A 19283-nucleotide genomic window follows, 5' to 3' on the forward strand; every position below is an offset into this window, starting at 1 on the left:
GGCCAGGTCGGCCGCGCCGCCCGCCGACTGCGCGATGCCGGACGTCAGCGCGGGCAGGCCGTCGGCGAGCGCGTCGACGCCGGTGGCGACCCCGGCCGCCCCCGTGGACACCTGCGCCGCCGCGGGCGCGAGCTGCCCGATGCCCTGGCAGAGCGCGACCTCGGTGGGGGTGACCGGCAGCGCGCACGCCTGCTGCAGGCCGGCGAGGCCCTGGGACACCTGCGCCGCACCGCCCGACACCTGGCCCGCGCCGTCGGCGAGCGAGCGGGTCTGCTGGGGCAGGCCCGACGAGCGGTCGCGCAGCTGGGCCAGGCCGCCGGACAGCTGCCCGGCGCCGTCCGCCAGGCCGTCGGCGCCGTCGGCCACGCCCTCGACGCCGGCGGTGAGATCGTCCAGACCCGAGGCGAGGTCACTCGTCCCGTCGGCGAGCCGGGTGGCGCCGTCGGCGGCACCGGTGGCGCCGTCGGCGAGCTGCCCGAGACCGGTCGCGAGGTCCGCCGCGCCCTGCGACGCCGTGCCGAGCTGGGTCTCGAGCCCGCCGAACCCGAGCAGCACCTGCCCGAGGTACTGCTCGGTCAGCTGTCCCCCCACCGTGGCGGCCGCGGCGCTCGCGACCTGCTGGCCGACCAGCGCGGCGACCGGGCTGCCGGCCTCGGCCGTCTGCACCTCGATCGTCGCCTGCCGCGGGTCGTCGCCGGAGATGGACGTCGCGGCGGCCGAGAAGTCCTGCGGGATGGTGATCGCGGCCTCGTAGGTGCCGTCGTCGAGACCCGCTGCGGCGTCGTCGGCGTCGGTGAGCTCCCAGCCGAGCAGCGCGTCGTCGTTCGACGTGAGCTCGCCCGCGAGGAGGCGGCCGGCGAGCACCGGCTGCTCCTCGCCCGTCTCCGGGTCGGTGATCGTCACGGCCTCGTCGAGGTTGACGACGGCGGCCCGCACCTGGTCGACCTGCTGCTCGCGGTCGTCGAACGAGGCGAGGGCGACGGCACCGGCCACGGCGGGGACGAGCAGCGCCACCACGGCGGCGGCGACGGTACGACGGTGGCTCATCGGGCCACCTCCTTCGGGAGCGAGGTCAGGGGGTCGTCGAGGCGTCCGACGACCAGGTGGTCGGAGCCGAGGGCGTCCTCGACGGCCGCGAGATCGTCTGCGGCGCAACCGAGGACGGCGGTGCGTCCGGACTCGACCACCCGACGGGCGGTGACCACGTGCTCGGCGCCGTCGAGCACGACCAGCGGCGAGCGGCCGTCGTCGTGCAGGAAGGCCGTGCGGGCGAGCACCGCGCCCTGCTCCTCCGGCAGCACCCGGTCGAGCACGACCAGGTCGCCGGACGTGGGCCGCACCCGACCGGCCAGGACGGCGAGGAGCGTGCGCCGCGCGACCGGGTCGTCGTCGACGACGGCCAGGACGGTGCGCGGGGCGGCGGTGAGGTGCACGTCGCGCAGCACGACCGTCCCGTCGACCTCCTCGAGGCCGACGCCGGACGCGCGGACGGCCACCGGGCCGTGCCGCTCGACCCACGCCTCGTGGTCGAGGTGGTGCGCGAGCGCCTCGCCCTCGATGTCGAGCGAGGGCAGCAGGCGGTCGAGCCAGCGGGGCAGCCACCACGCGCGGCGTCCGAGCAGGGTCATGACCGCCGGCACCAGCGTCATCCGCACGACGAACGCGTCGACGAAGACGCCGACCGCGAGGCCGAGGGCGATCGGCTGGATGATCGTGTCGCCGGACGGCACGAACGCCGCGAAGACGGCGATCATGATGACGGCGGCGGCGGTGACCACGCGGGCGCTCGAGATGAAACCCGTTCGCACCGAGGCCTTCGCGTCGCCGGTGTGCACGAAGTCCTCGCGCATGCGGGAGACGAGGAAGACCTCGTAGTCCATCGCGAGCCCGAACAGCACGCCCATCAGGATGATCGGCAGGAAGCTGATCACCGGCCCGGTCGTGGCGTTGAGGACGTCGGCGCCCCAGCCCCACGAGTAGACCGCGCCGATGGTGCCGAACGACGCCAGCACCGAGAGCAGGAAGCCGAAGGTGGCCTTCACCGGCACCCAGATCGAGCGGAACACGACCGTCAGCAGCAGCAGCGACAGGCCCATCACGACCAGGCCGAACGGTACGAGGGCCGCGCCGAGCTGGGTGGAGACGTCGATCTGCAGGGCGGTGGCGCCGGTGACGCGCACGTCCGAGATGCCGTGCTGCTCCTCGAGCTCGGGGGCGAGCGCCCGCAGGTCGTCGACCAGCGCGGCGGTGGCCTCGTCGGTGCCACCGGTCTCGGGGACGACCTGCACGAGCCCGGTGTCGGCGGTCTCGTTCGGCGTGGCCAGCGGGACGTCGGCGACGCCCGGCAGCGCCTCGATCTGCTCCTGCACGTCGGCCATCACGCCGAGCGGGTCGGTGGTGCTGATGATGTCGGCGGTCACCAGCAGCGGGGAGTTGAACCCGGGACCGAAGCCCTCCTCGACCAGCTCGTAGGTCTCGCGGACGCCGGTGCCCTCCTCGGCGGTGCCGTTGTCGGGCAGCGCGAGGTGCATGTCCTTGGCGGGCACGGCGACCGCGCCCAGGGCGGCCACGACGAGCAGGGTCGTGACCAGCGGACGGCGGGTGACCAGGTCGACCCAGCGCGCACCGAGCGTGGTGCGGGTGGCGCCGGTCTCGCGCCGGAAGCGGGACGGCTTGGGCCGCAGGCGCTCCCCGAACAGCGACAGGATCGCGGGCAGCACGGTGAGCGCGACGACCACGGCGACCGCCACGGTGGCCGCGGCGGCCGCACCCATCACGGTGAGGAACGGGATCTGCGCGACGCCCAGCCCGAGCAGCGCGATGACGACCGTGGCGCCGGCGAACACGACGGCGCTGCCGGCGGTCGCGAGCGAGCGCGCGATGGACTCGTGCACGGCGACGCCCTCGGCCAGCGTCGCGCGGTGTCGCGAGACCACGAACAGCGCGTAGTCGATGCCGACGGCCAGGCCGATCATCAGCGCGAGCGTGGGGGAGGAGGAGTTGACGCTGGTGACGGCCGTGGCGGCGACCAGGCCGCCCATGCCCACGGCGACGCCGATCAGGGCCGTGACCAGGGGGATGCCGGCGGCGAGCGCGGAGCCGAACGTCAGCGCCAGGACGACGAGGGCCACCACGACGCCGAGGGCCTCGGTGACCGACAGGTGCACGCCCTGCTCCTGCAGCGCCTGCCCGCCGAGGCTGGTGGTGAGGTCGGAGCCTGCGGGCGCGGCCGCGGCGTCCTCGAGGGCGCTCACGGTCTCGTCGGCGACGCCGGCCTGGTCGCTGTCGAGCTGCACCTGGACCAGTGCGTACCGGCCGTCGTCCGACAGCGTCCCGCCCTCGGCGAGCGGGTCGGACGCGGCGCTCACGTGCTCGACGTCGCCCAGGCGGGCGACGAGGTCCTCGACCTCGGCGCGGTGCGCGTCGTCGGTCAGCCGCTCGCCCTCGGGGGCGACCACGACCACCTGCGCGGAGGCGCCGGCGGCCTGCGGGAAGCGCTGCTCGAGGGCGTCCAGGCCCTGCTGGCTCTCGGTGCCGGGGATGGAGAACTCGTCGTCGAACGACGGGCCGGTGACGGCGGCCAGGCCGAGGACGCCGAGCACGACGACGAGGGACGCGAGCAGCACGCGCCACGGGTGCGCGGCGCTGGTGCGCCCCCACCGGTACAGGGCTGACGACACGGGCTGACCTCCGAGATCTCGATACCGCTCAGTATGCAATACTGGACGGTATGCCGATACCGTTCGGTATGGCAAACCGGGGACCCGTCCGGCGCACCTAGCCTGGGAGCACGATGACCACGACCACCCCGACGACGTCGGCCCGCCGCACGGCCACCCGCGCGAAGCTGCTCGAGGCCGCCTTCGAGGTGTTCGCCGAGAAGGGGCTGCACGGCGCGAGCGTCGACGACCTCGCCGCCGCCGCCGGGTTCACCAAGGGCGCGCTCTACTCGAACTTCGCCACCAAGGAGCAGCTGTTCGGCGCGGTGATCGACGAGCAGGGGCACCGGATGATCGCCGCGGTGCGCGAGGTGATGGACAGCCACGCCGTCGACATCGACGGGCACGCCGAGCTGGGTCCCGGTCCGGACGCCGACGTCGCGCTGCTGCAGGAGGTGCTCGAGGGCCTCGACGGCATCGGTCACCGCTGGTACCTGCTCGAGACCGAGTTCGAGCTGTACGGCCTGCGCAGCCCGGAGGGGCGCGACCTGTACGTCGCGCACTGCACGCACTTCCGCGCCGAGCTGGGCGCGCTGCTCGAGGAGCTGCTCACCCGCAAGGGCCGGCGGCTGCTGGTGCCGCCGGAGCAGCTCGCCGAGATCGTCGTGGTCGTCTACATGAACCACATCGCGCAGGGCCTGCTCGACATCGTCCCGGCGGGCGCGGTCGGACTGCTCGACGGCGTCCTGCCGGGCATCTTCGAGTCCTTCAGCGAGCCGGACGGGTCCGGGCGCGCCTGCTGACCCCGCGCCCGCGGTCCGCACACACCCTCGGTGCTCCGCACACACCCTCGTGCTCGTGTGCCGACCGCGGGAGCTGTGTACGAGCGCCCTTGCTCACTCGAACAGGCAGAACGGGTGGCCGGCGGGGTCGAGCACGACCCGCACGTCGGCCTGCGGCTGCTCGTCGGCGGGGCGCGCGCCGCACTCGACGGCCCAGGCGAGGGCGGCGTCGAGGTCGTCGACCCACAGGTCGAGGTGCACGGTGGCGAGCTGCTCGCCCTCGCGCGCGGGCCACACCGGGGCGCGCCAGTGCCGCTCGAGCTCGAAGTTCAGCGTCAGGTGCTCGGTGCGCACCTGCGCCCAGTCGGGCTCCTCGGCCGACACCTCGACGTCGAGCAGCCGCGCGTAGAACGCGGCCAGCGCCCGCGGGTCGGGCGCACCGATCGTCAGGGACGTGGCGCGGATGCGCGGGACGCTCACTGCAGCAACCCCTTCCGGTGGGCCAGGGTGACGGCCTCGGTGCGGCTCGACGCCCCCAGCTTGGCCATCAGGTTCGACAGGTGCACGCTCGCCGTCTTCTCGCTGATGTGCAGCCTCGCACCGACCTGCCGGTTGGTCAGCCCCTCCGCGACCAGCGAGAGCACCTGCTGCTCACGAGGGGTGAGCACGTCGTCAGCGGGACGCACCAGCTCGACGCCGATGTCGAGCCGGCTGCGGACCGCGGACGCCTCGACCGCCCGGCGCAGCGGCTCCGCTCCGAGCGCGACGGCGACCCCGTGCGCGGACGCGGCGGCCGCAGCGGCGTCGGTGGACCGCTCGGCCCGCAGCAGCGCCTCGGCGAGACGCCACCGGCTGCGGGCCTGCTCGTACGGGTAGCCGTAGCCGAACGCCTCGACGGCGGTCTCCCACGACGCCACCTCGTCGTCGGAGCGACGCAGCCGCGCGGCCTCGGCCTCCGCCCGCCGCAGCCAGGCGACCCCCTCCGGCCCGAGACGTCCCGAGCGCGGACGCCCCTTGTCGGCGGTGTCGCGCACCCGCGCCAGCAGCCGGTCGCCGTGCGCCAGCGCGCGGGTGACCGCGTCGTCGTCGCGGACGAGCCGGGCGGCGTCGGCGAGGTCGGCGGACGCCGCGATGCCGAGCGCACCGAGCCAGATGCCGCCGAGCGAGAAGTCGCCCCACTGCTGGGCGAGCGAGGCCAGCGCCTCGTCGGCCAGCGCGAGCGCCCCCTCGTGGTCGCCCTGCCAGGTGAGCAGGTCGACCCCGCACCCGCCCGACACCAGCGCGATCTGGCCGTCCTCGTGCCACGCCGACCGCAGCGCGCGCACCTTGTCGTCGGTACCGGGCAGCCCGCGTCCGACCTCGGCGTACAGCGCCGCGGTCGCGAGCCGGTTCGCGACCAGGTCGGGCGGTTGCTCGCCGGCGGCCTCGGCGGCCGCGAGCGAGCCGTCCCAGTCGCCGACGGTGTACCGGACGATGATCTGCACGGTGCGGCTCTCGATGCCGAACGCGCTCCAGGTCAGGCCCGCCCGCCGGGCCACCTCGGCGGCGGCGTCGGCCGCGGTCAGCGCCTGCGCGAGGTCGCCGGCGTAGAACCGGTTGACCGCGATGTTGTAGGCGATCCGCAGGTGGGTGCCTGCGTCGCCGGACGACGTCGCCGGCTCCAGGGCCTCGACCAGGTGCTCGTGCGAGAGGTCCATGTCGCCGTCGGCCCAGTCGACGACGGCGAGGGTGGCGAGCAGGTCGGCCTCGGCCGACTGCATCCCCGCCGCGCGGGCTGCCGCGAGCGCCGGCAGCGCGACCTCGCGCCCCTCGACCTCCTGGTCGATGTTGATCAGCGACTTGGCCAGCGTCGCGGCCGCCCACACGCCGTCGGGGCTCGCGAGGTCGTCGGCGAGCAGGTCGACCGCCCACCGGGCGTGCCGCAGGCCCTCGTCGTCGCGGTCGAGCAGGTACAGGTGCTGCGCGAGCGTGCGCGCGATGCGCGCCCGCCGGTGCCGGTCGCGGCCCGCGGCGTGGGCCAGCGGCGACTCGGCCAGCTCGACGTCGTGCTGCAGCGCTCCCGCGCGACCGGCGGTGACGCACGCGCGCAGCTCGACCTCGTCGAGGTCGGCGCCGGCGACGGTTGCAGCGTCGGGCACGGCGTCCCAGAGCTGGAGCGCCTGCTCGAGGTGGCGCAGCGCCTCCGAAGGGGCGCGGACGGCGTCGGCGTCGTCGGCCGCCTGCACCGACGCGGCGAAGGCGCCGGGCAGGTCGTTGCTCGCCAGGTGGTGGTGGGCGAGCGCGGCCGCGGTGCCGCGGTCGGTGCCCTCGGCCAGCGCCCGGGCGTAGGTGGCGTGCGTGCGCACCCGCTCGCCGGGCAGCAGGTCGTTGTAGACGGCCTCGCGCAGCAGCGCGTGCCGGAACCGGTAGCCCTCGCGCTCGTCCGGGACGAGGACGTGGTGGGCGACCGCCTCGCGCAGCGCGGCGTCGACGTCGGTGGGCGGCAGCCCCGAGGCCGCCAGCAGCAGCCGGTCGGTCACCCGACGGCCGGCGACGCTCGCGACCCGCACGAGCTGCTGCGTGGGCGCGGAGAGCTGGTCGAGCCGGCCGGTGAGCACGTCGGCGAGCGTCCACGGCAGCTCGGCCAGGCCGTCGGGACGACCGCCGTTCGAACGCGCCGCGGCCAGCAGCTCCTCGGCGAAGTAGGCGTTGCCCTCGCTGCGGCGGTGCATCGCCGACACCACGCCGCGGGCGACCGGCGCGCCGGTCAGCAGGCCGAGGTAGCCGGCGAGCTCGTCCTCGGTGAACGGCTCGAGGTCGACGCGCTCGACGACGGGCAGCCGCGGCAGCTCGCCCAGCAGCGGACGCAGGGGGTGCCCGCGGTGCAGGTCGTCGGAGCGGTAGGTGGCGACGACGAGCACCCGCTCGTGCCGCAGGCGGGAGGCGACGAACCGCAGCAGGTCGCGGCTGGAGGCGTCGGCCCAGTGCAGGTCCTCGACCACGAGCAGCACGGGACCGCGCTCGTCGCCGAGGCGTCCGAGCGCGGTGTGGACGGCGTCGAAGAGGGGGAGCCGGTCGTCGTCGCCGGCGTCGGGCCGGGCGGTGCCGCGGCCGAGCAGGGGCTGCAGGGCGGGCAGGTCGTCGACGGCGGGCGCGGTGGCGGGGTCGGACGCGGCCTGGCCGAGGGCCTCGGCGAACGGCAGGTAGGGCAGGCCGGAGCCGCCGAGGTCGACGCACTGGCCGGTGAGGACGAGGGAGCCACGGCGGCGGGCGACCTCGACCAGCTCGCGCACGAGCCGGGACTTGCCGACCCCCGCGTCGCCGGCCACCAACCAGACCCCGGGACGACCGTCGCCCGCGGCCGCGAGCGCGTCGGCCAGGGCACGCACCTGCGCGGTGCGCCCCACCAGCGCGACGTCCTCGCGAGCCACGGGCGACATCGTGTCATCCGGGTCCGTCAGGGTCGTGCCCGTTCCCGGGGTGGTCCCCACGGCGCGCCGCCTCAGGCGGCGCGGTGGGTGGTGGTCCCGAGCCCGCCGAGCGGGAGGTGGGACCGGGTGCCGGTGCTCGCGTCGGCGGGCGCGGGCTGCGTCCGGGTGCGGAACCGGCGGGTGCTGCGGAAGGACGAGCGGACGTCCTCGCGGCGGTAGGTGATCTCGGCCTGCAGGGCCGGGTCGAAGGTGTACACGGTGTCCTCCTGGTCCGTCGTCGGGGACCGTCCTCGACGACACCCACCACGGTGCTGCTGAGACGCCGGGGGCGGGATCGGCAGAGCGAGCCGTCCCCGCACCGTCCCGGTCGCGACCGGCCTGAGGTCGCGGACGCCTCGCCTGAGGTCGCCGCGGGGCCCGTCTGAGGCCCCTCAGAGCACCGGACGTCCGGGACCTCGCGGACGGCCTGCGTACGCTCGCCCCGTGAGCGCGGACGAGGAGCGGCTGGCCCGGGCACGAGCGCAGTTCTCCCCGCAGGTGGTGCACCTGAACACCCCGACGCTGGGGCTCGCGCCGCGCCGCACGCTCGACGCCGTCCGCGCCGCGCTCGACGAGTGGGGCGCCGGAACCGTCGACGCCCCCTCGTACGACTCCGCGGTCGACCGGTCGCGCCGCGCGTACGCCGAGCTCGTCGGCGTCGCTCCCGACCGGGTCGCGATCGGCAGCCAGGCGTCGGTGCTGGTCGGGCTCGTCGCGGCGGCCCTGCCCGCCGGTGCGCGGGTGGTGGTGGCGTCCGACGACTTCACCAGCGTGCTCTTCCCGTTCCTCGCCCAGGTGCCGCGCGGGGTCGTCGTCGAGGAGGTGCCGCTGGAGCAGGTCGTCGACGCCGTGCGCGCCGGCGCCGACCAGGTGGCGGTGTCGGCCGTGCAGTCGCGCGACGGCCGGGCGCTCGACCTCGACGCGCTCGCGGACGCCTGCGACGCCTCGGGGACGCGCAGCCTGGTCGACCTCACCCAGGCCGCGGGGTGGCTGCCGGTCGACGCGTCCCGCTTCGACGTCACGGTCGCGAGCGCCTACAAGTGGCTGCTGTCGCCGCGCGGCGCCGCCTACCTCACCGTCCGCGAGCAGGTGCAGGACGACCTCGTGCCCCACGGCTCCGGCTGGTACGCGGGCGACCGCCCGTGGGAGAGCATCTACGGGACGCCGCTGCGCCTCGCGCCCGACGCCCGCCGGTTCGACGCCTCGCCCGCGTGGCACGCGTGGGTCGGTGCCGCCGAGTCGATGGACCTGCTGCTCGACGTCGGGCGGGACCTGTTGCACCGCAACGCAATCGGTCTGGCCGACCGGTTCCGTGCCGGTGTGGGGCTGGACGCGGGTGACTCGGCGATCGTGTCGCTGGACGTCACGCCCGAGGGACAGGAGCGGCTCGCCGCGGCCCGGGTCGTCGGGTCGGTGCGGGCCGGTCGCGTGCGCCTCGGCTTCCACGTCAGCACCACCGAGGACGACGTCGACGTCGCGGTCGCCGCGCTCGCCGGCCACGTGGTCCGGTGACCACCTCGCACGGGCCGCGCGAGCTGGTGCCGGGTGTGCACGTCGCGACCAGTGCGCTGTACGCCACCACCAGCACCGTCGTGGTGCGCGGCGGTGCCGCCCTCCTGGTCGACCCCGCGTGGCAACCCAGCGAGATCGTCCGGATCGCAGACCATCTCGACGATCACGGGCTCGTCGTCACCGCCGGCGTCGCCACCCACGCCCACCACGACCACCTGCTGTGGCACCCGCGGTTCGGTGGCGCGCCGCGGTGGGCGTCGGCCCGCACGGTCGAGCTCGCCGTCGAGCACCGCGACGACCTGGTCGCGCAGCTCGGACCCACCGCCCCGGGCTGGATGACGGACCTCCTCGGCCTGGTGCGCCCGCTCGACGGCCCCACCGTCCCCGAGCCGTTCGGCCCGGACGCGGACGAGCCCGTGGAGGTGGTCGTGCACGACGGCCACGCGCCCGGCCACACGACCGTGTCGTTCCCCGACCGCGGCCTGCTCTGCGTCGGCGACCTGCTGAGCGACGTCGAGCTGCCGCTCCCGTTCTGGCCGGACGACCTGCCCTCGTACCTCGCAGGTCTCGACGTTCTCGCGCCGCACGTCGCCCGCGCCCGCTGGCTCGTCCCCGGCCACGGCACGCCGACCGACGACCCGGTCTCGCGGCTCGACGCCGACCGCCGCTACCTCGACGCGCTGCTGCGCGGCGAGGACCCCGACGACCCGCGTCGCGCCGACCCCGAGATGGAGGAGCACCACCAGCGGCTCCGGGTGCTCGCCCGCGAGCTCGCGGACGGCTGACGGACCGGCGCTCAGGCCTCGCCCTCGTCGCGGCACAGCAGCACCAGCCGCGCGGCCTCCACCCGGTACTCGAGCAGCGCGTGCGCGCGCTCGTCGCCGCCGTCCTTCTCGGCCGCCGCCTGCGCGAGCGGCTGCAGCACCTCGGCCTGCTCGGCGACCTCGCGCGACGGCCAGTCGCGCGCCTCCAGCGCGAGCGTCCCGGCCACCGCCGCGAGGCGGCTGCGGGTGGCGTCGTCGAAGTCCTGGAACGGTTCCTGCCCCAACGGTTTCAGCAGGTCGTCGGCGTACCCGATCGCCGAGACCGCCTGCCGGCAGGCGTCACCCTCGTCGGTGTACGACGCGAGGGCGTCGTCGGGCCCGGACGAGCACGCGGCGCACAGCACCACGGCCGCCGGCACCACCGCCGCCGGCACCACCGCCCCGTGGACCCTCACCTGCCCGCCCTCACCGTGCGCCCGCCACCTCGGCCACCACCTCGAGCAGCCGGTCGACCTCGTCGGCGGTCGTGTACGGCGCGATGCCGGCGCGCACGGCGCCGGTGTCGCCGAGCCCCAGCCAGCGGGAGGCCTCGAGGGCGTAGAAGTGGCCGGCGGGGGCGTTCACGTCGGCCGCCGCCAGCCGGTCGGCCACCTCGGCCGACCCCACGCCCTCGACCTCGAACAGCCGCGTCGGCGTGCGGTGCGGCGCCGACCCGACGAGCCGCACCCCGTCGGTCGCGGCCAGCCCGTCCTCGAGCCGGCGCACCAGGCCCTCCTCGTAGGCGTCCAGCGCGGTCATCGACCGCACCAGCCGCTCGCGCCGCGATCCCTCGCCCGGGACGAGCGCGGCGAGGTACTCGACCGCCGCCGCCGCACCCGCCATCAGCTCGTACGGCAGCGTCCCCAGCTCGTACCGTTCCGGCACGGCGTCGGTCGACGGCAGCAGCCTGTCGGGTGAGAACCGTTCCAGCAGAGCGGCGTCGGCCGCGAGCACACCGCAGTGCGGACCCAGGTACTTGTACGGCGAGCAGGTCAGCAGGTCGGCACCCAGGGCGCCGCGGTCGACCACGGCGTGCGGCGTCAGGTGCACCGCGTCGACGCAGACCAGGGCGCCCACCGCGTGGGCCGCAGCCGAGACCGCCGGGACGTCGGGCCGCGTGCCGAGCAGGTTGCTCGCCCCGGTGACGGCGACGAGCCGGGTGCGGTCCGACAGCACCTCCTCGACGTCGGCGACGTCGAGGACCCCTGTCTCCCGGTCGAAGCCGGCCCACCGCACGGTCGCGCCCGCGCGCTCGGCGGCGACCACCCACGGCCGGATGTTGCCGTCGTGGTCGAGGCGGGTGACGACGACCTCGTCGCCGGGCCCCCAGTGCTGCGCCATCGCGCGCGCCACCTCGAAGGTCAGCGCGGTCGCGCTGCGCCCGAAGACGACACCTCCCGGGTCGGTCGCGAGCAGGTCGCCGAGCGCCGCGCGGCACCCGACGACGACGTCCTCGGCGCGGCGGGCGGCGGCCGTCACCGTCCCCCGGTTCGAGATCGACGAGCCGAGCGTCGACGCCACCGCGTGCGCCACCTGCCTGGGCACCTGGCTGCCGCCGGGTCCGTCGAAGTGGGCGGTGCCGGAGGCGAGGGCGGGGAAGTCCGCCCGCACCCGCTCGACGTCGTAGGACGGCGCTGCGTCAGCGATGGTCACGGTCGCAGCATGCCACCGCGGCCGTGACCGCGAGGGACGGCCTCAGCCGGTGACGAGCAGGTCGGGGACCGAGACGAACCCCTCGCGGCCGATCACCAGGTCGACCGTCGTCACGCCGTCGGGGAGCGGGGGGAACGTCGCGGTGACCAGGAGCGGCTGCGGCCCCACCTGCAGCGGCAGGTTCGGGCAGGTGCACGCCTCGCGGTAGTCGTCGAACTGCAGCGGCAGGTACCGCTGGCCCGACACTCGTCGTCGACGAGCGCCATCGACCGGCCGAAGTTCTGCCCGTCGTACCGCTCGTCGCGGAACTCGACGGGTCCGACGGCGTCCTCGGTGTCGGCGGACCAGCGCAGCGTCACCAGGGTGGCGGTGTCGTCGCGGCGCACACCGAGCACCTCGACGGTGTGGGTGGCGCCGGAGGCGGTGGTCCCGGTGCCGGTGCCCACGGCCGGCGCCTCGAGACCCGCCTCGGCGGCGTCGAGCACCTGCTCCCAGAGCTCGTCCGGGGGCGGCCCCTGCGGCTCGGGCTCGGCGGTCGGCCCGCCGCGACCCTCCTCGGTCGGAGCGGGCTCGTCGCCGCCGAGCAGGCTGCACCCGCCGAGCACCGCGACCACCAGCGCGGCGGCCCCCAGCCCGCGCAGACCCCGCACCGCGCGCCTCACCGGTCACCGGCCGTGTACGTGACGCTCACGCGGCGGTTGGCCTGCTGGCCCTCGGGCGTGCCGTTGTCGGCGACCGGCTCGCTCTCCCCGCGGCCGTCGACGGCGAAGGTGAGCCGCTGGTCGGCCAGCGCCGGTTGCAGCACGGCGGCGACCGACTGCGCGCGGCGCAGCGACAGGTCCTGGTTGTAGGCGTCGGACCCCTGGTCGTCGGTGTGGCCGGTGACCGTGACCTGCCCGGTCGCGCCGTCGGCCGCGACCCGCTGCGCCAGCTCGGCCAGCGTCGTCTGCGCCTGCGGGCTGAGGTCGGCGCGGTCGAAGGCGAAGAGCACGTCGGCGGCGAGGTCGACGGTGACGCTCCCGTCGCGCTCGCTCACCAGGAGCGAGGCGTCGAGCGCCTCGACGACGCTCGTGAGCGGGTAGGTGAAGCGCGCGACGTCGTCGACGTCGTCGACGTCGGTCCGGTCGACCTCGGGCCAGCCGGTGCCGAGCAGGACCGGCTCCTCGGGGTCGGCGGTGGGCTCGAGGTAGCCCTCACGCACCGGGACGTCCGGCACCGTCACGCCGAACAGCAGGTCGACGTCGACCGTCCCGACCTCGTCGGGCAGCTCGGGCAGCACCGCGTACATCACCGCCATCTGCCCGGCCTCGTCCGGCAGCGCCGAGGCGGTGCTGGTGAACGCACTCGGGCTCGACGAGTCGGCGGACGACGGCCGCAGGACGGTGCCGTAGGCGACGCCGCCGACGGTATCGACGACCCGGACCGAGCCGATCTGGTCGCCGCTGATGTACGCGGCACCCACCTGCGGGGCGGCCAGCTCGGACATGCCGCCGTTCTCGATCTCGTCGGTCTCGCGCGAGCCGACGGAGAAGTAGACGACCGTCGCTCCCTCGACCCGCTGCACGCCGTGCACCGCCATCGCGACGAGCGGTCCGTCCGCGGTGTTGTACGGCCGCACGACCGCGGTGCCGAAGGTGCTGACCTCGACGCCCTCGGACGTCGTCACGGTCTCGACGGAGGTCGACCCGTCCGGTGCGGCGCCCGGGCTGGCCGCGGACGACCCCGCCACGGCCAGCAGGCAGGTGGCGACGGCACCTGCGGCCACCGCACGTCGACGACGCACACGCATGACTGGACGACCCCCCGTGGGTCCGGGCACGGCTCGGACGCGCGAAAGTGTAGGTGCACCCGGCGGCGGCGCGGCTCAGCCGGTCCACACCCCGGTGTCCCAGGCCGTCGACAGCACCTGCGTCACGGGCCCGAGGTCGAGCCCCGAGGAGGCGAGCCACTCGTCCGACTCGTAGCTCGCGCAGTACCGCTCGCCCTCGTCGCACAGCAGCGTGACGATGCTGCCGCGCTCGCCGGCGGCCCTCATCTCGCAGGCGAGGTACAGGGCGCCGTACAGGTTGGTGCCGGTGGAGCCGCCCGCCCGCAGCCCGGTGCGCTCGCGCAGGAACCGCATCGCCGCCACCGACGCGGCGTCGGGCACGCCGAGCATGCGGTCGACGACCGTGGGGACGAACGACGGCTCGACGCGCGGCCGGCCGATGCCCTCGATCCGCGACCCGCGGGCGCCGTCGACGGGGTCGCCGCGGAACGCCTTGAGGAACGCCGAGTGCTCCGGGTCGACGACGCAGACGCGCGTGCTCAGCTGCCGGAACCGCACGTACCGGCCGATCGTCGCGCTCGTGCCGCCCGTACCCGCACCCACCACGACCCAGGCGGGGACGGGGTGCCGCTCGGCCCCCATCTGCGTGAAGGTCGACTCGGCGATGTTGTTGTTGCCGCGCCAGTCGGTGGCGCGCTCGGCGTAGGTGAACTGGTCGAGGTAGTGCCCGCCGAGCTCGTCGGCGAGCCGCTGCGCCTCGTCGTAGACCGCGGCGGGGTCGTCGACCAGGTGGCAGCGCCCACCCTCCCGCTCGATCAGCGCGACCTTCTCGGGGCTGGTCGAGCGGGCCATGACCGCGACGAAGGGGATGTCGAGCATCCGCGCGAACCACGCCTCGCTGACGGCGGTGGACCCGCTGGACGCCTCGACGGCGGTGGTGCCCGGGCCGATCCAGCCGTTGCACAGCGCGTGCAGGAACAGCGAGCGGGCCAGCCGGTGCTTCAGGCTGCCCGTGCGGTGCGTCGACTCGTCCTTGAGGTAGAGGTCGACCTCCCAGCCGGCCGGCAGCGGCACGTGCACCAGGTGGGTGTCGGCGCTGCGTCGCGCGTCGGCGGTGAGCCGGCGCACGCGCTCGGACGTCCAGGCGCGGTCGACCGGGTCGCGGGCGGGGACGTCGACCAGGGCGGTGTGCACGGGCGCCATCGTCCCACCCGCGGGCGCGCCGCACTTGGGCCCGCCACCGGGCCTGTGGGCCCAGGGGCCGGCGCGGTCCGCGGACTACCGTGTCGGCGGCGCCTGGTCCACCCGGGACGGCGTCGTGCACGGCACGAGAGGCAGGCAGGCGATGAGCTGGGCGAGCAGCCAGCAGGCGACGGCGGCCCCGCGGGGGGTCCGTGCGGGGCGGCAGCGCGGACCGGTGGTCCGGCACCTGGTGGTCGGCACCCTCGTGCTGGTGCTGGCGTCCGTCGTGGTCGCCGTCCTGGCCTTCTTCATCGCCGGACCCACCGGCAACCCGTCGACCTTCGCCGTCCTGTCGACGCTGCTCGGCCTGCCGGTGCTGGTCTACCTGGTGCGCTGGCGCACCGCGTCGGCCCACCGGGCCGGGGTGCCGGCGTTCCCGTGGGTGCTCGCCGCCGCCGTGCTCGCCTACGTCGTCTCGCCGGTGTCGTGGGGCGGCACCGCGCTGTTCTGGTGGACGGTGGTCGACCCCGGCCCGCTCGCGTTCGCGCTCGACCTGCCGGTGTGGGCCGCGGCCGCCGCGCTCGGCGTGCTGTGGGGCGCCTCGCAGCAGAAGCTCGTCGTCAGCGCCACGCCCTACGGCTGACCCGCACCCGTGACCCGCGCACCGCACGCGCCGCACCGACCGACCCTGGGGGACCCGATGGGCACCGTGAGGACCTACCTGACCGAGCAGGCGCGCCGCCGCCGGCCGCGCTCGGACGCCGGCGCCGGCACGCTCGAGTACGTCGGCATCGTCGGCGTCGCCGCGCTGCTCGCCGTCGCCGTCGGCCTGGCGCTGTCGTCGAACGCACCCGGCGTCGGCAACAAGGTCAGCGCGATCATCTGCAACGTCCTCAGCGGGTTCCAGGGCAGCTGCGGAGGGGTCACCGGGCCGGAGCGCGAGCCCACCGAGCCGTGCGTGCTCGGCTCGAACGGCGACACCATCGAGCTCGGCATCGGCATCACCTTCATCGACCTCGGCGGCAACCGCGGGTTCATCGTCGAGGAGCGCAGCGACGGCACGTTCAAGGTCACCCGCGTGCAGGGCGGCGACGTGCAGGCCACCGCCGGCGCCGGCGCGAGCACCTCGTTCACCATCGCCGACAACGAGTTCGGGTCGGGCGCCTCCGCGAGCATCTCCGGCGGCGTGACCTTCCAGGCCGGCGAGGAGTGGATCGTCGACTCCCAGGGCGCGGTCGACGACCTGACCACGGCCGAGAACTGGAGCCGGGTCGAGGACGCGCTGGCGGCCGGCAACCCGATCGGCTCGATCCTCAAGGGCGCCCGCGACCTGTTCAACATCGGCCCGCAGTTCCCGCCGCCGACGACGGTCTACGTCGCGGGCGGCCTCACCGGCGAGGGCAGCGCGTACGCCGGTGCGGGCAGCGCCACCGCGCAGGCGTCCGGGGCGAGCTCGCAGATGCTGGGCTACAGCCACGACAACCGCAACGGCAACAACACCTTCTACTTCGAGACCACCATCGAGGGCAGCGCCGCCGCCGAGGCCGCCGGCCTGATCGACCAGGTCGGCGCCAACGTCGACGGCCAGATCAAGGTGAAGACCTCGGTCACGGTCGACTCCGACGGCAACATCACCAGCGTCTCCCGGTCGGCGCTCGCCGCCGGCAGCAGCGCCGGCCTCACCAACGTGCTGTTCGGCGGCGACTTCTCGCCGGTCACCAGCGACCAGGTGGCGGCCGGCACCCAGTGGGACGCCACCCTGCCCGTCCGCAACGACCGCGACCTGCAGGCGGCGCTCGGCCTGCTGGCCAGCTCGGGGGTCAACCCGCTCGGCATCGGCGTCAACACCGAGCCGGGTGGCTTCGAGCCCGACCCGCTGGGCAACGACTTCATGGCGGCCGTGCGCGACCGCGGCGACCTCACCCGGTACGACGTCGAGCTCGACGACACCACCTGGCTGGGCGGCAGCGGCGAGGTCGCCGTCGGCGCCAAGATCGGCCTCAACGGCTCGTACAGCACCAGCGAGATGAACGCCTCCGGCCACCAGTACTGGGACGGCACCCGGTTCGCGGACCGCACGAACTGCTGAGGCGCGCGGCCCCCACCCGTACCCTGGGAGGGGCCGCGACGGGGACGAGGACGAGGACATGCGACAGATGACGGTGCGGGCGGTCTCGCTGCTCGCCGCGACGGCGGTGGCGGTGCTGGCGGCCGGTGGGTGCGGCCTGGTGGGGGGCACGGTGGACCAGCAGGGCGACGGGACCGACTTCGCGCAGCCCACCGACGAGGCGCCCGAGACGCTGGGGCCGATCACCGAGGCGCCGCGCGACACCCGCGAGGTGCAGGGGCAGGGGTTCGTCCTGCACGCGCCCTCGGAGTTCCAGCAGACCGACCGCGAGGGCCCCGGCGGGGTGCAGATGGTCGTGCTCGGCAAGGCGTCCAACCGCTCCGGCGGCGTGGTCGAGGTGGTCGTGTTCACCGAGGAGGACCCGCAGTCCACCGCCCAGGAGCAGATGTACGGCCTGGCCGGGCAGAAGGAGATCGCCGGGGCCACCGACATCGTGCGGCAGGCCGTCGAGTGGCCGGCCGCGACGTCCGGCGTGCTGGTGCGCTGGACCGAGCGCACGGCGACCGCCCAGGGCGAGATCACCCAGCGGTTCGCCCAGCTGGCGCTCGAGCGCGAGAACGGCGACATCGTCACGGCGATCGCGGTGGCGCCCGAGGAGGAGTTCGACGACTCCGGCGCGCTCGAGGTGCTGCGCACGCTGACGCTGGAGGGCGCGTGACCCGCGCCCGCCGCGCGGGACGGTGAGCCCGGTGCTGCGTCGCAAGCGCCGGACCTCGGTGTCCGCGCGCCGGTTCGCGGTCCAGGCCGGTGCCCTGGTGCTCCTGCTCGTCCTCGGCATCGCCGGCGTCGTCCTCGGCGTGCTGGTGCAGTCGACGCCCGAGCGCCGCGACGCCGTCGCCCTCGAGGTCGGCGGCTTCTACACGGTGCCGCAGCGCGTCCCCTTCGTCGGCGACGTCGTGGTGTACGGCACCCCGCCCGAGGGCGAGCGGCCCGACCTCGACGAGCTCGGCTGCTCGGTGACCGCCGGCGGCGGCCCGCTGTCGACCGAGGCCGCCCGCAGCGAGGACCGGCTCGTGGTCGACGGCGTCGGGCTCGTGCCGCTGGTGTCGTTCCCCGGCGCCGAGGGCCACAGCATCGGGTGCAGCGGTCCGGCCGCGCAGGCGTCCGCGCCGCTGTACGTCGTGCCCGGCGGCAACAGCCGCGCGCTGATCCCGCTCGCCGGGTACAGCGTCGCGGTCCTGGCGATCCCGCTGTCGGTGCTCGGCCTGCTGTACCTGCGCTGGTCCCGGGTCTGAGACCCCGGCCGTGCCGCAGCGTCTCGACGCCGCCCTCCGCGCCGCCCTCGACGCGCTGCGCGCCCCGGTCGCCCCCCGCCCCGGTGCGCCCGCACCGCCCGGGCCGCGCGCCGAGCTGCTCGACCTGTTCGACGCCCAGCTGCGCTCGCGCTGCGCCGACCTGGTCACCCGGGAGCTGCGGGCCCGCGGACGCGGGTACTACAGCATCGCCTCGGCCGGTCACGAGGCCGACGCGGCCGTGGCGGCCGCCCTGCGGCCGACCGACCCCGCCCTGCTGCACTACCGCTCCGGGGCGTTCTACGCGGCCCGCGCGCAGCAGGTCGGTGGCATCGACCCGGTCCGCGACGTCCTGCTCGGGGTGATGGGCGCGGCCGACGACCCCGTGTCGGGCGGCCGCCACAAGGTGCTCGGGCGGCACGAGCTGGCGGTCGTCCCGCAGACCTCGACCATCGCCTCGCACCTGCCGCGCGCCGTCGGGCTCGCCTTCGCGCTCGGCCGCGCCCGCCGGCTGGGCGTCGAACCCGCCTTCCCGGCCGACTCGGTGGTGGTGTGCAGCCTCGGCGACGCCTCGGTCAACCACTCGACCGCGACCGGCGCGGTCAACGCCGCGGTGCAGACGGCCTACCGCGGGCTGCCGATGCCGCTGCTGCTCGTCTGCGAGGACAACGGGCTCGGCATCAGCACCCCGACGCCGGCCGGCTGGGTCGAGCACGCGCTCGGGTACCGTCCCGGCCTGCGGTACGTGCACGTGCGCGGCACCGGCACCTGGGAGGTGCTCGAGGCGGCCCGCGAGCTGGCGGCCTGGGTCCGCCGGCACCGGCGGCCGGCGCTGCTGCACCTCGACACCGTCCGGTTCCTCGGCCACGCCGGCACCGACGTCGAGAGCGCGTACCGCGCCCCCGCCGACGTCGCCGCCGACCTGGCCCGCGACCCGCTCGCGGTGCACGCCCACGACCTGGTGGCGCACGGCCTGGCGGACGCCGACGAGCTGCTGGCGCGCTACGACGGCGTGCTCGAGCGCAACCGCGCGGTGGCCGCCGCGGTCGGGCACCTGCCGCAGCTGCCCGACGCCGTCGCCGTCACCGGGCCCCTCACCCGCACCGCGCCGGACG

Annotated in this window: 18 protein-coding genes; 8 read left to right on the forward strand and 10 right to left on the reverse strand. The window is 75.6% G+C overall.

Annotation, left to right across the window (positions count from 1 at the left end):
* Together ACYVKY_RS12095 and ACYVKY_RS12100 are read right to left on the reverse strand one after the other, a co-directional pair.
* Positions 1 to 1047 (reverse strand): YhgE/Pip domain-containing protein (locus ACYVKY_RS12095; protein ID WP_460435240.1); only part of this gene is annotated, 1047 nt, incomplete at its 3' end.
* A complete protein-coding gene (locus ACYVKY_RS12100) occupies positions 1044 to 3680 on the reverse strand; it encodes an MMPL family transporter (protein WP_460435241.1) in 2637 nt (878 codons plus the stop codon). The genes ACYVKY_RS12095 and ACYVKY_RS12100, both read right to left, overlap by 4 nt.
* Positions 3681 to 3793: 113 nt before the next feature.
* Here ACYVKY_RS12100 and ACYVKY_RS12105 point away from each other — a divergent pair, with 113 nt between their 5' ends.
* The gene (locus ACYVKY_RS12105; RefSeq protein ID WP_460435242.1) at positions 3794 to 4462 is read left to right on the forward strand and encodes a TetR/AcrR family transcriptional regulator; all 669 of its coding nucleotides are present in this window, start codon (positions 3794 to 3796) and stop codon (positions 4460 to 4462) included.
* 93 nt (positions 4463 to 4555) lie between these two features.
* On the opposite strand, the gene ACYVKY_RS12110 is transcribed toward ACYVKY_RS12105, so the two are convergent.
* From ACYVKY_RS12110 to ACYVKY_RS12120, 3 genes are all read right to left on the reverse strand, one after another.
* Positions 4556 to 4921: a VOC family protein gene (locus tag ACYVKY_RS12110; RefSeq protein ID WP_460435243.1), complete on the reverse strand. Its 366-nt coding sequence runs from the start codon at positions 4919 to 4921 to the stop codon at positions 4556 to 4558.
* Positions 4918 to 7851: a helix-turn-helix transcriptional regulator gene (locus ACYVKY_RS12115; RefSeq protein WP_460435244.1), complete on the reverse strand. Its 2934-nt coding sequence runs from the start codon at positions 7849 to 7851 to the stop codon at positions 4918 to 4920. Before ACYVKY_RS12115 ends, ACYVKY_RS12110 begins: the two co-directional genes overlap by 4 nt.
* Before the next feature lie 71 nt (positions 7852 to 7922).
* A complete protein-coding gene (locus tag ACYVKY_RS12120; RefSeq protein WP_460435245.1) occupies positions 7923 to 8108 on the reverse strand; it encodes a hypothetical protein in 186 nt (61 codons plus the stop codon).
* 226 nt (positions 8109 to 8334) lie between these two features.
* Here ACYVKY_RS12120 and ACYVKY_RS12125 point away from each other — a divergent pair, with 226 nt between their 5' ends.
* Together ACYVKY_RS12125 and ACYVKY_RS12130 are read left to right on the forward strand one after the other, a co-directional pair.
* Positions 8335 to 9402 (forward strand): aminotransferase class V-fold PLP-dependent enzyme, encoded by a 1068-nt coding sequence (locus ACYVKY_RS12125; RefSeq protein WP_460435246.1) that lies wholly within the window; start codon positions 8335 to 8337, stop codon positions 9400 to 9402.
* The gene (locus ACYVKY_RS12130; protein WP_460435247.1) at positions 9399 to 10187 is read left to right on the forward strand and encodes an MBL fold metallo-hydrolase; all 789 of its coding nucleotides are present in this window, start codon (positions 9399 to 9401) and stop codon (positions 10185 to 10187) included. The genes ACYVKY_RS12125 and ACYVKY_RS12130 overlap by 4 nt, the downstream gene beginning before the upstream one ends.
* Before the next feature lie 11 nt (positions 10188 to 10198).
* On the opposite strand, the gene ACYVKY_RS12135 is transcribed toward ACYVKY_RS12130, so the two are convergent.
* The 5 genes from ACYVKY_RS12135 to ACYVKY_RS12155 form a co-directional block, all read right to left on the reverse strand.
* A complete protein-coding gene (locus ACYVKY_RS12135; protein WP_460435248.1) occupies positions 10199 to 10621 on the reverse strand; it encodes a hypothetical protein in 423 nt (140 codons plus the stop codon).
* Between the two features lie 10 nt (positions 10622 to 10631).
* Positions 10632 to 11858 carry a PLP-dependent aminotransferase family protein gene (locus ACYVKY_RS12140; RefSeq protein WP_460435249.1) on the reverse strand — a complete coding sequence of 409 codons (1227 nt, stop codon included), beginning with the start codon at positions 11856 to 11858 and terminating at the stop codon, positions 10632 to 10634.
* A 110-nt stretch (positions 11859 to 11968) separates the two neighbouring features.
* Positions 11969 to 12520 carry a hypothetical protein gene (locus ACYVKY_RS12145; RefSeq protein ID WP_460435250.1) on the reverse strand — a complete coding sequence of 184 codons (552 nt, stop codon included), beginning with the start codon at positions 12518 to 12520 and terminating at the stop codon, positions 11969 to 11971.
* The gene (locus ACYVKY_RS12150; RefSeq protein ID WP_460435251.1) at positions 12517 to 13623 is read right to left on the reverse strand and encodes an OmpA family protein; all 1107 of its coding nucleotides are present in this window, start codon (positions 13621 to 13623) and stop codon (positions 12517 to 12519) included. The genes ACYVKY_RS12145 and ACYVKY_RS12150 overlap by 4 nt, the downstream gene beginning before the upstream one ends.
* Before the next feature lie 99 nt (positions 13624 to 13722).
* Entirely contained in the window at positions 13723 to 14829 is a 1107-nt protein-coding gene (locus ACYVKY_RS12155) for a PLP-dependent cysteine synthase family protein (RefSeq protein ID WP_460435252.1), read from the reverse strand.
* Between the two features lie 142 nt (positions 14830 to 14971).
* Between ACYVKY_RS12155 and ACYVKY_RS12160 the strand changes: the two genes are divergently transcribed.
* The 5 genes from ACYVKY_RS12160 to ACYVKY_RS12180 form a co-directional block, all read left to right on the forward strand.
* Positions 14972 to 15451 carry a hypothetical protein gene (locus ACYVKY_RS12160; RefSeq protein ID WP_460435253.1) on the forward strand — a complete coding sequence of 160 codons (480 nt, stop codon included), beginning with the start codon at positions 14972 to 14974 and terminating at the stop codon, positions 15449 to 15451.
* 66 nt (positions 15452 to 15517) lie between these two features.
* Positions 15518 to 16897 carry a hypothetical protein gene (locus ACYVKY_RS12165; protein ID WP_460435254.1) on the forward strand — a complete coding sequence of 460 codons (1380 nt, stop codon included), beginning with the start codon at positions 15518 to 15520 and terminating at the stop codon, positions 16895 to 16897.
* Between the two features lie 58 nt (positions 16898 to 16955).
* Positions 16956 to 17594: a hypothetical protein gene (locus ACYVKY_RS12170; protein ID WP_460435255.1), complete on the forward strand. Its 639-nt coding sequence runs from the start codon at positions 16956 to 16958 to the stop codon at positions 17592 to 17594.
* A 31-nt stretch (positions 17595 to 17625) separates the two neighbouring features.
* The gene (locus ACYVKY_RS12175) at positions 17626 to 18171 is read left to right on the forward strand and encodes a hypothetical protein (RefSeq protein WP_460435256.1); all 546 of its coding nucleotides are present in this window, start codon (positions 17626 to 17628) and stop codon (positions 18169 to 18171) included.
* A gap of 10 nt (positions 18172 to 18181) precedes the next feature.
* A partial coding sequence (locus ACYVKY_RS12180) for a thiamine pyrophosphate-dependent enzyme (RefSeq protein WP_460435257.1) occupies positions 18182 to 19283 on the forward strand: 1102 nt, incomplete at its 3' end.

This window comes from Angustibacter speluncae, from assembly GCF_054777815.1.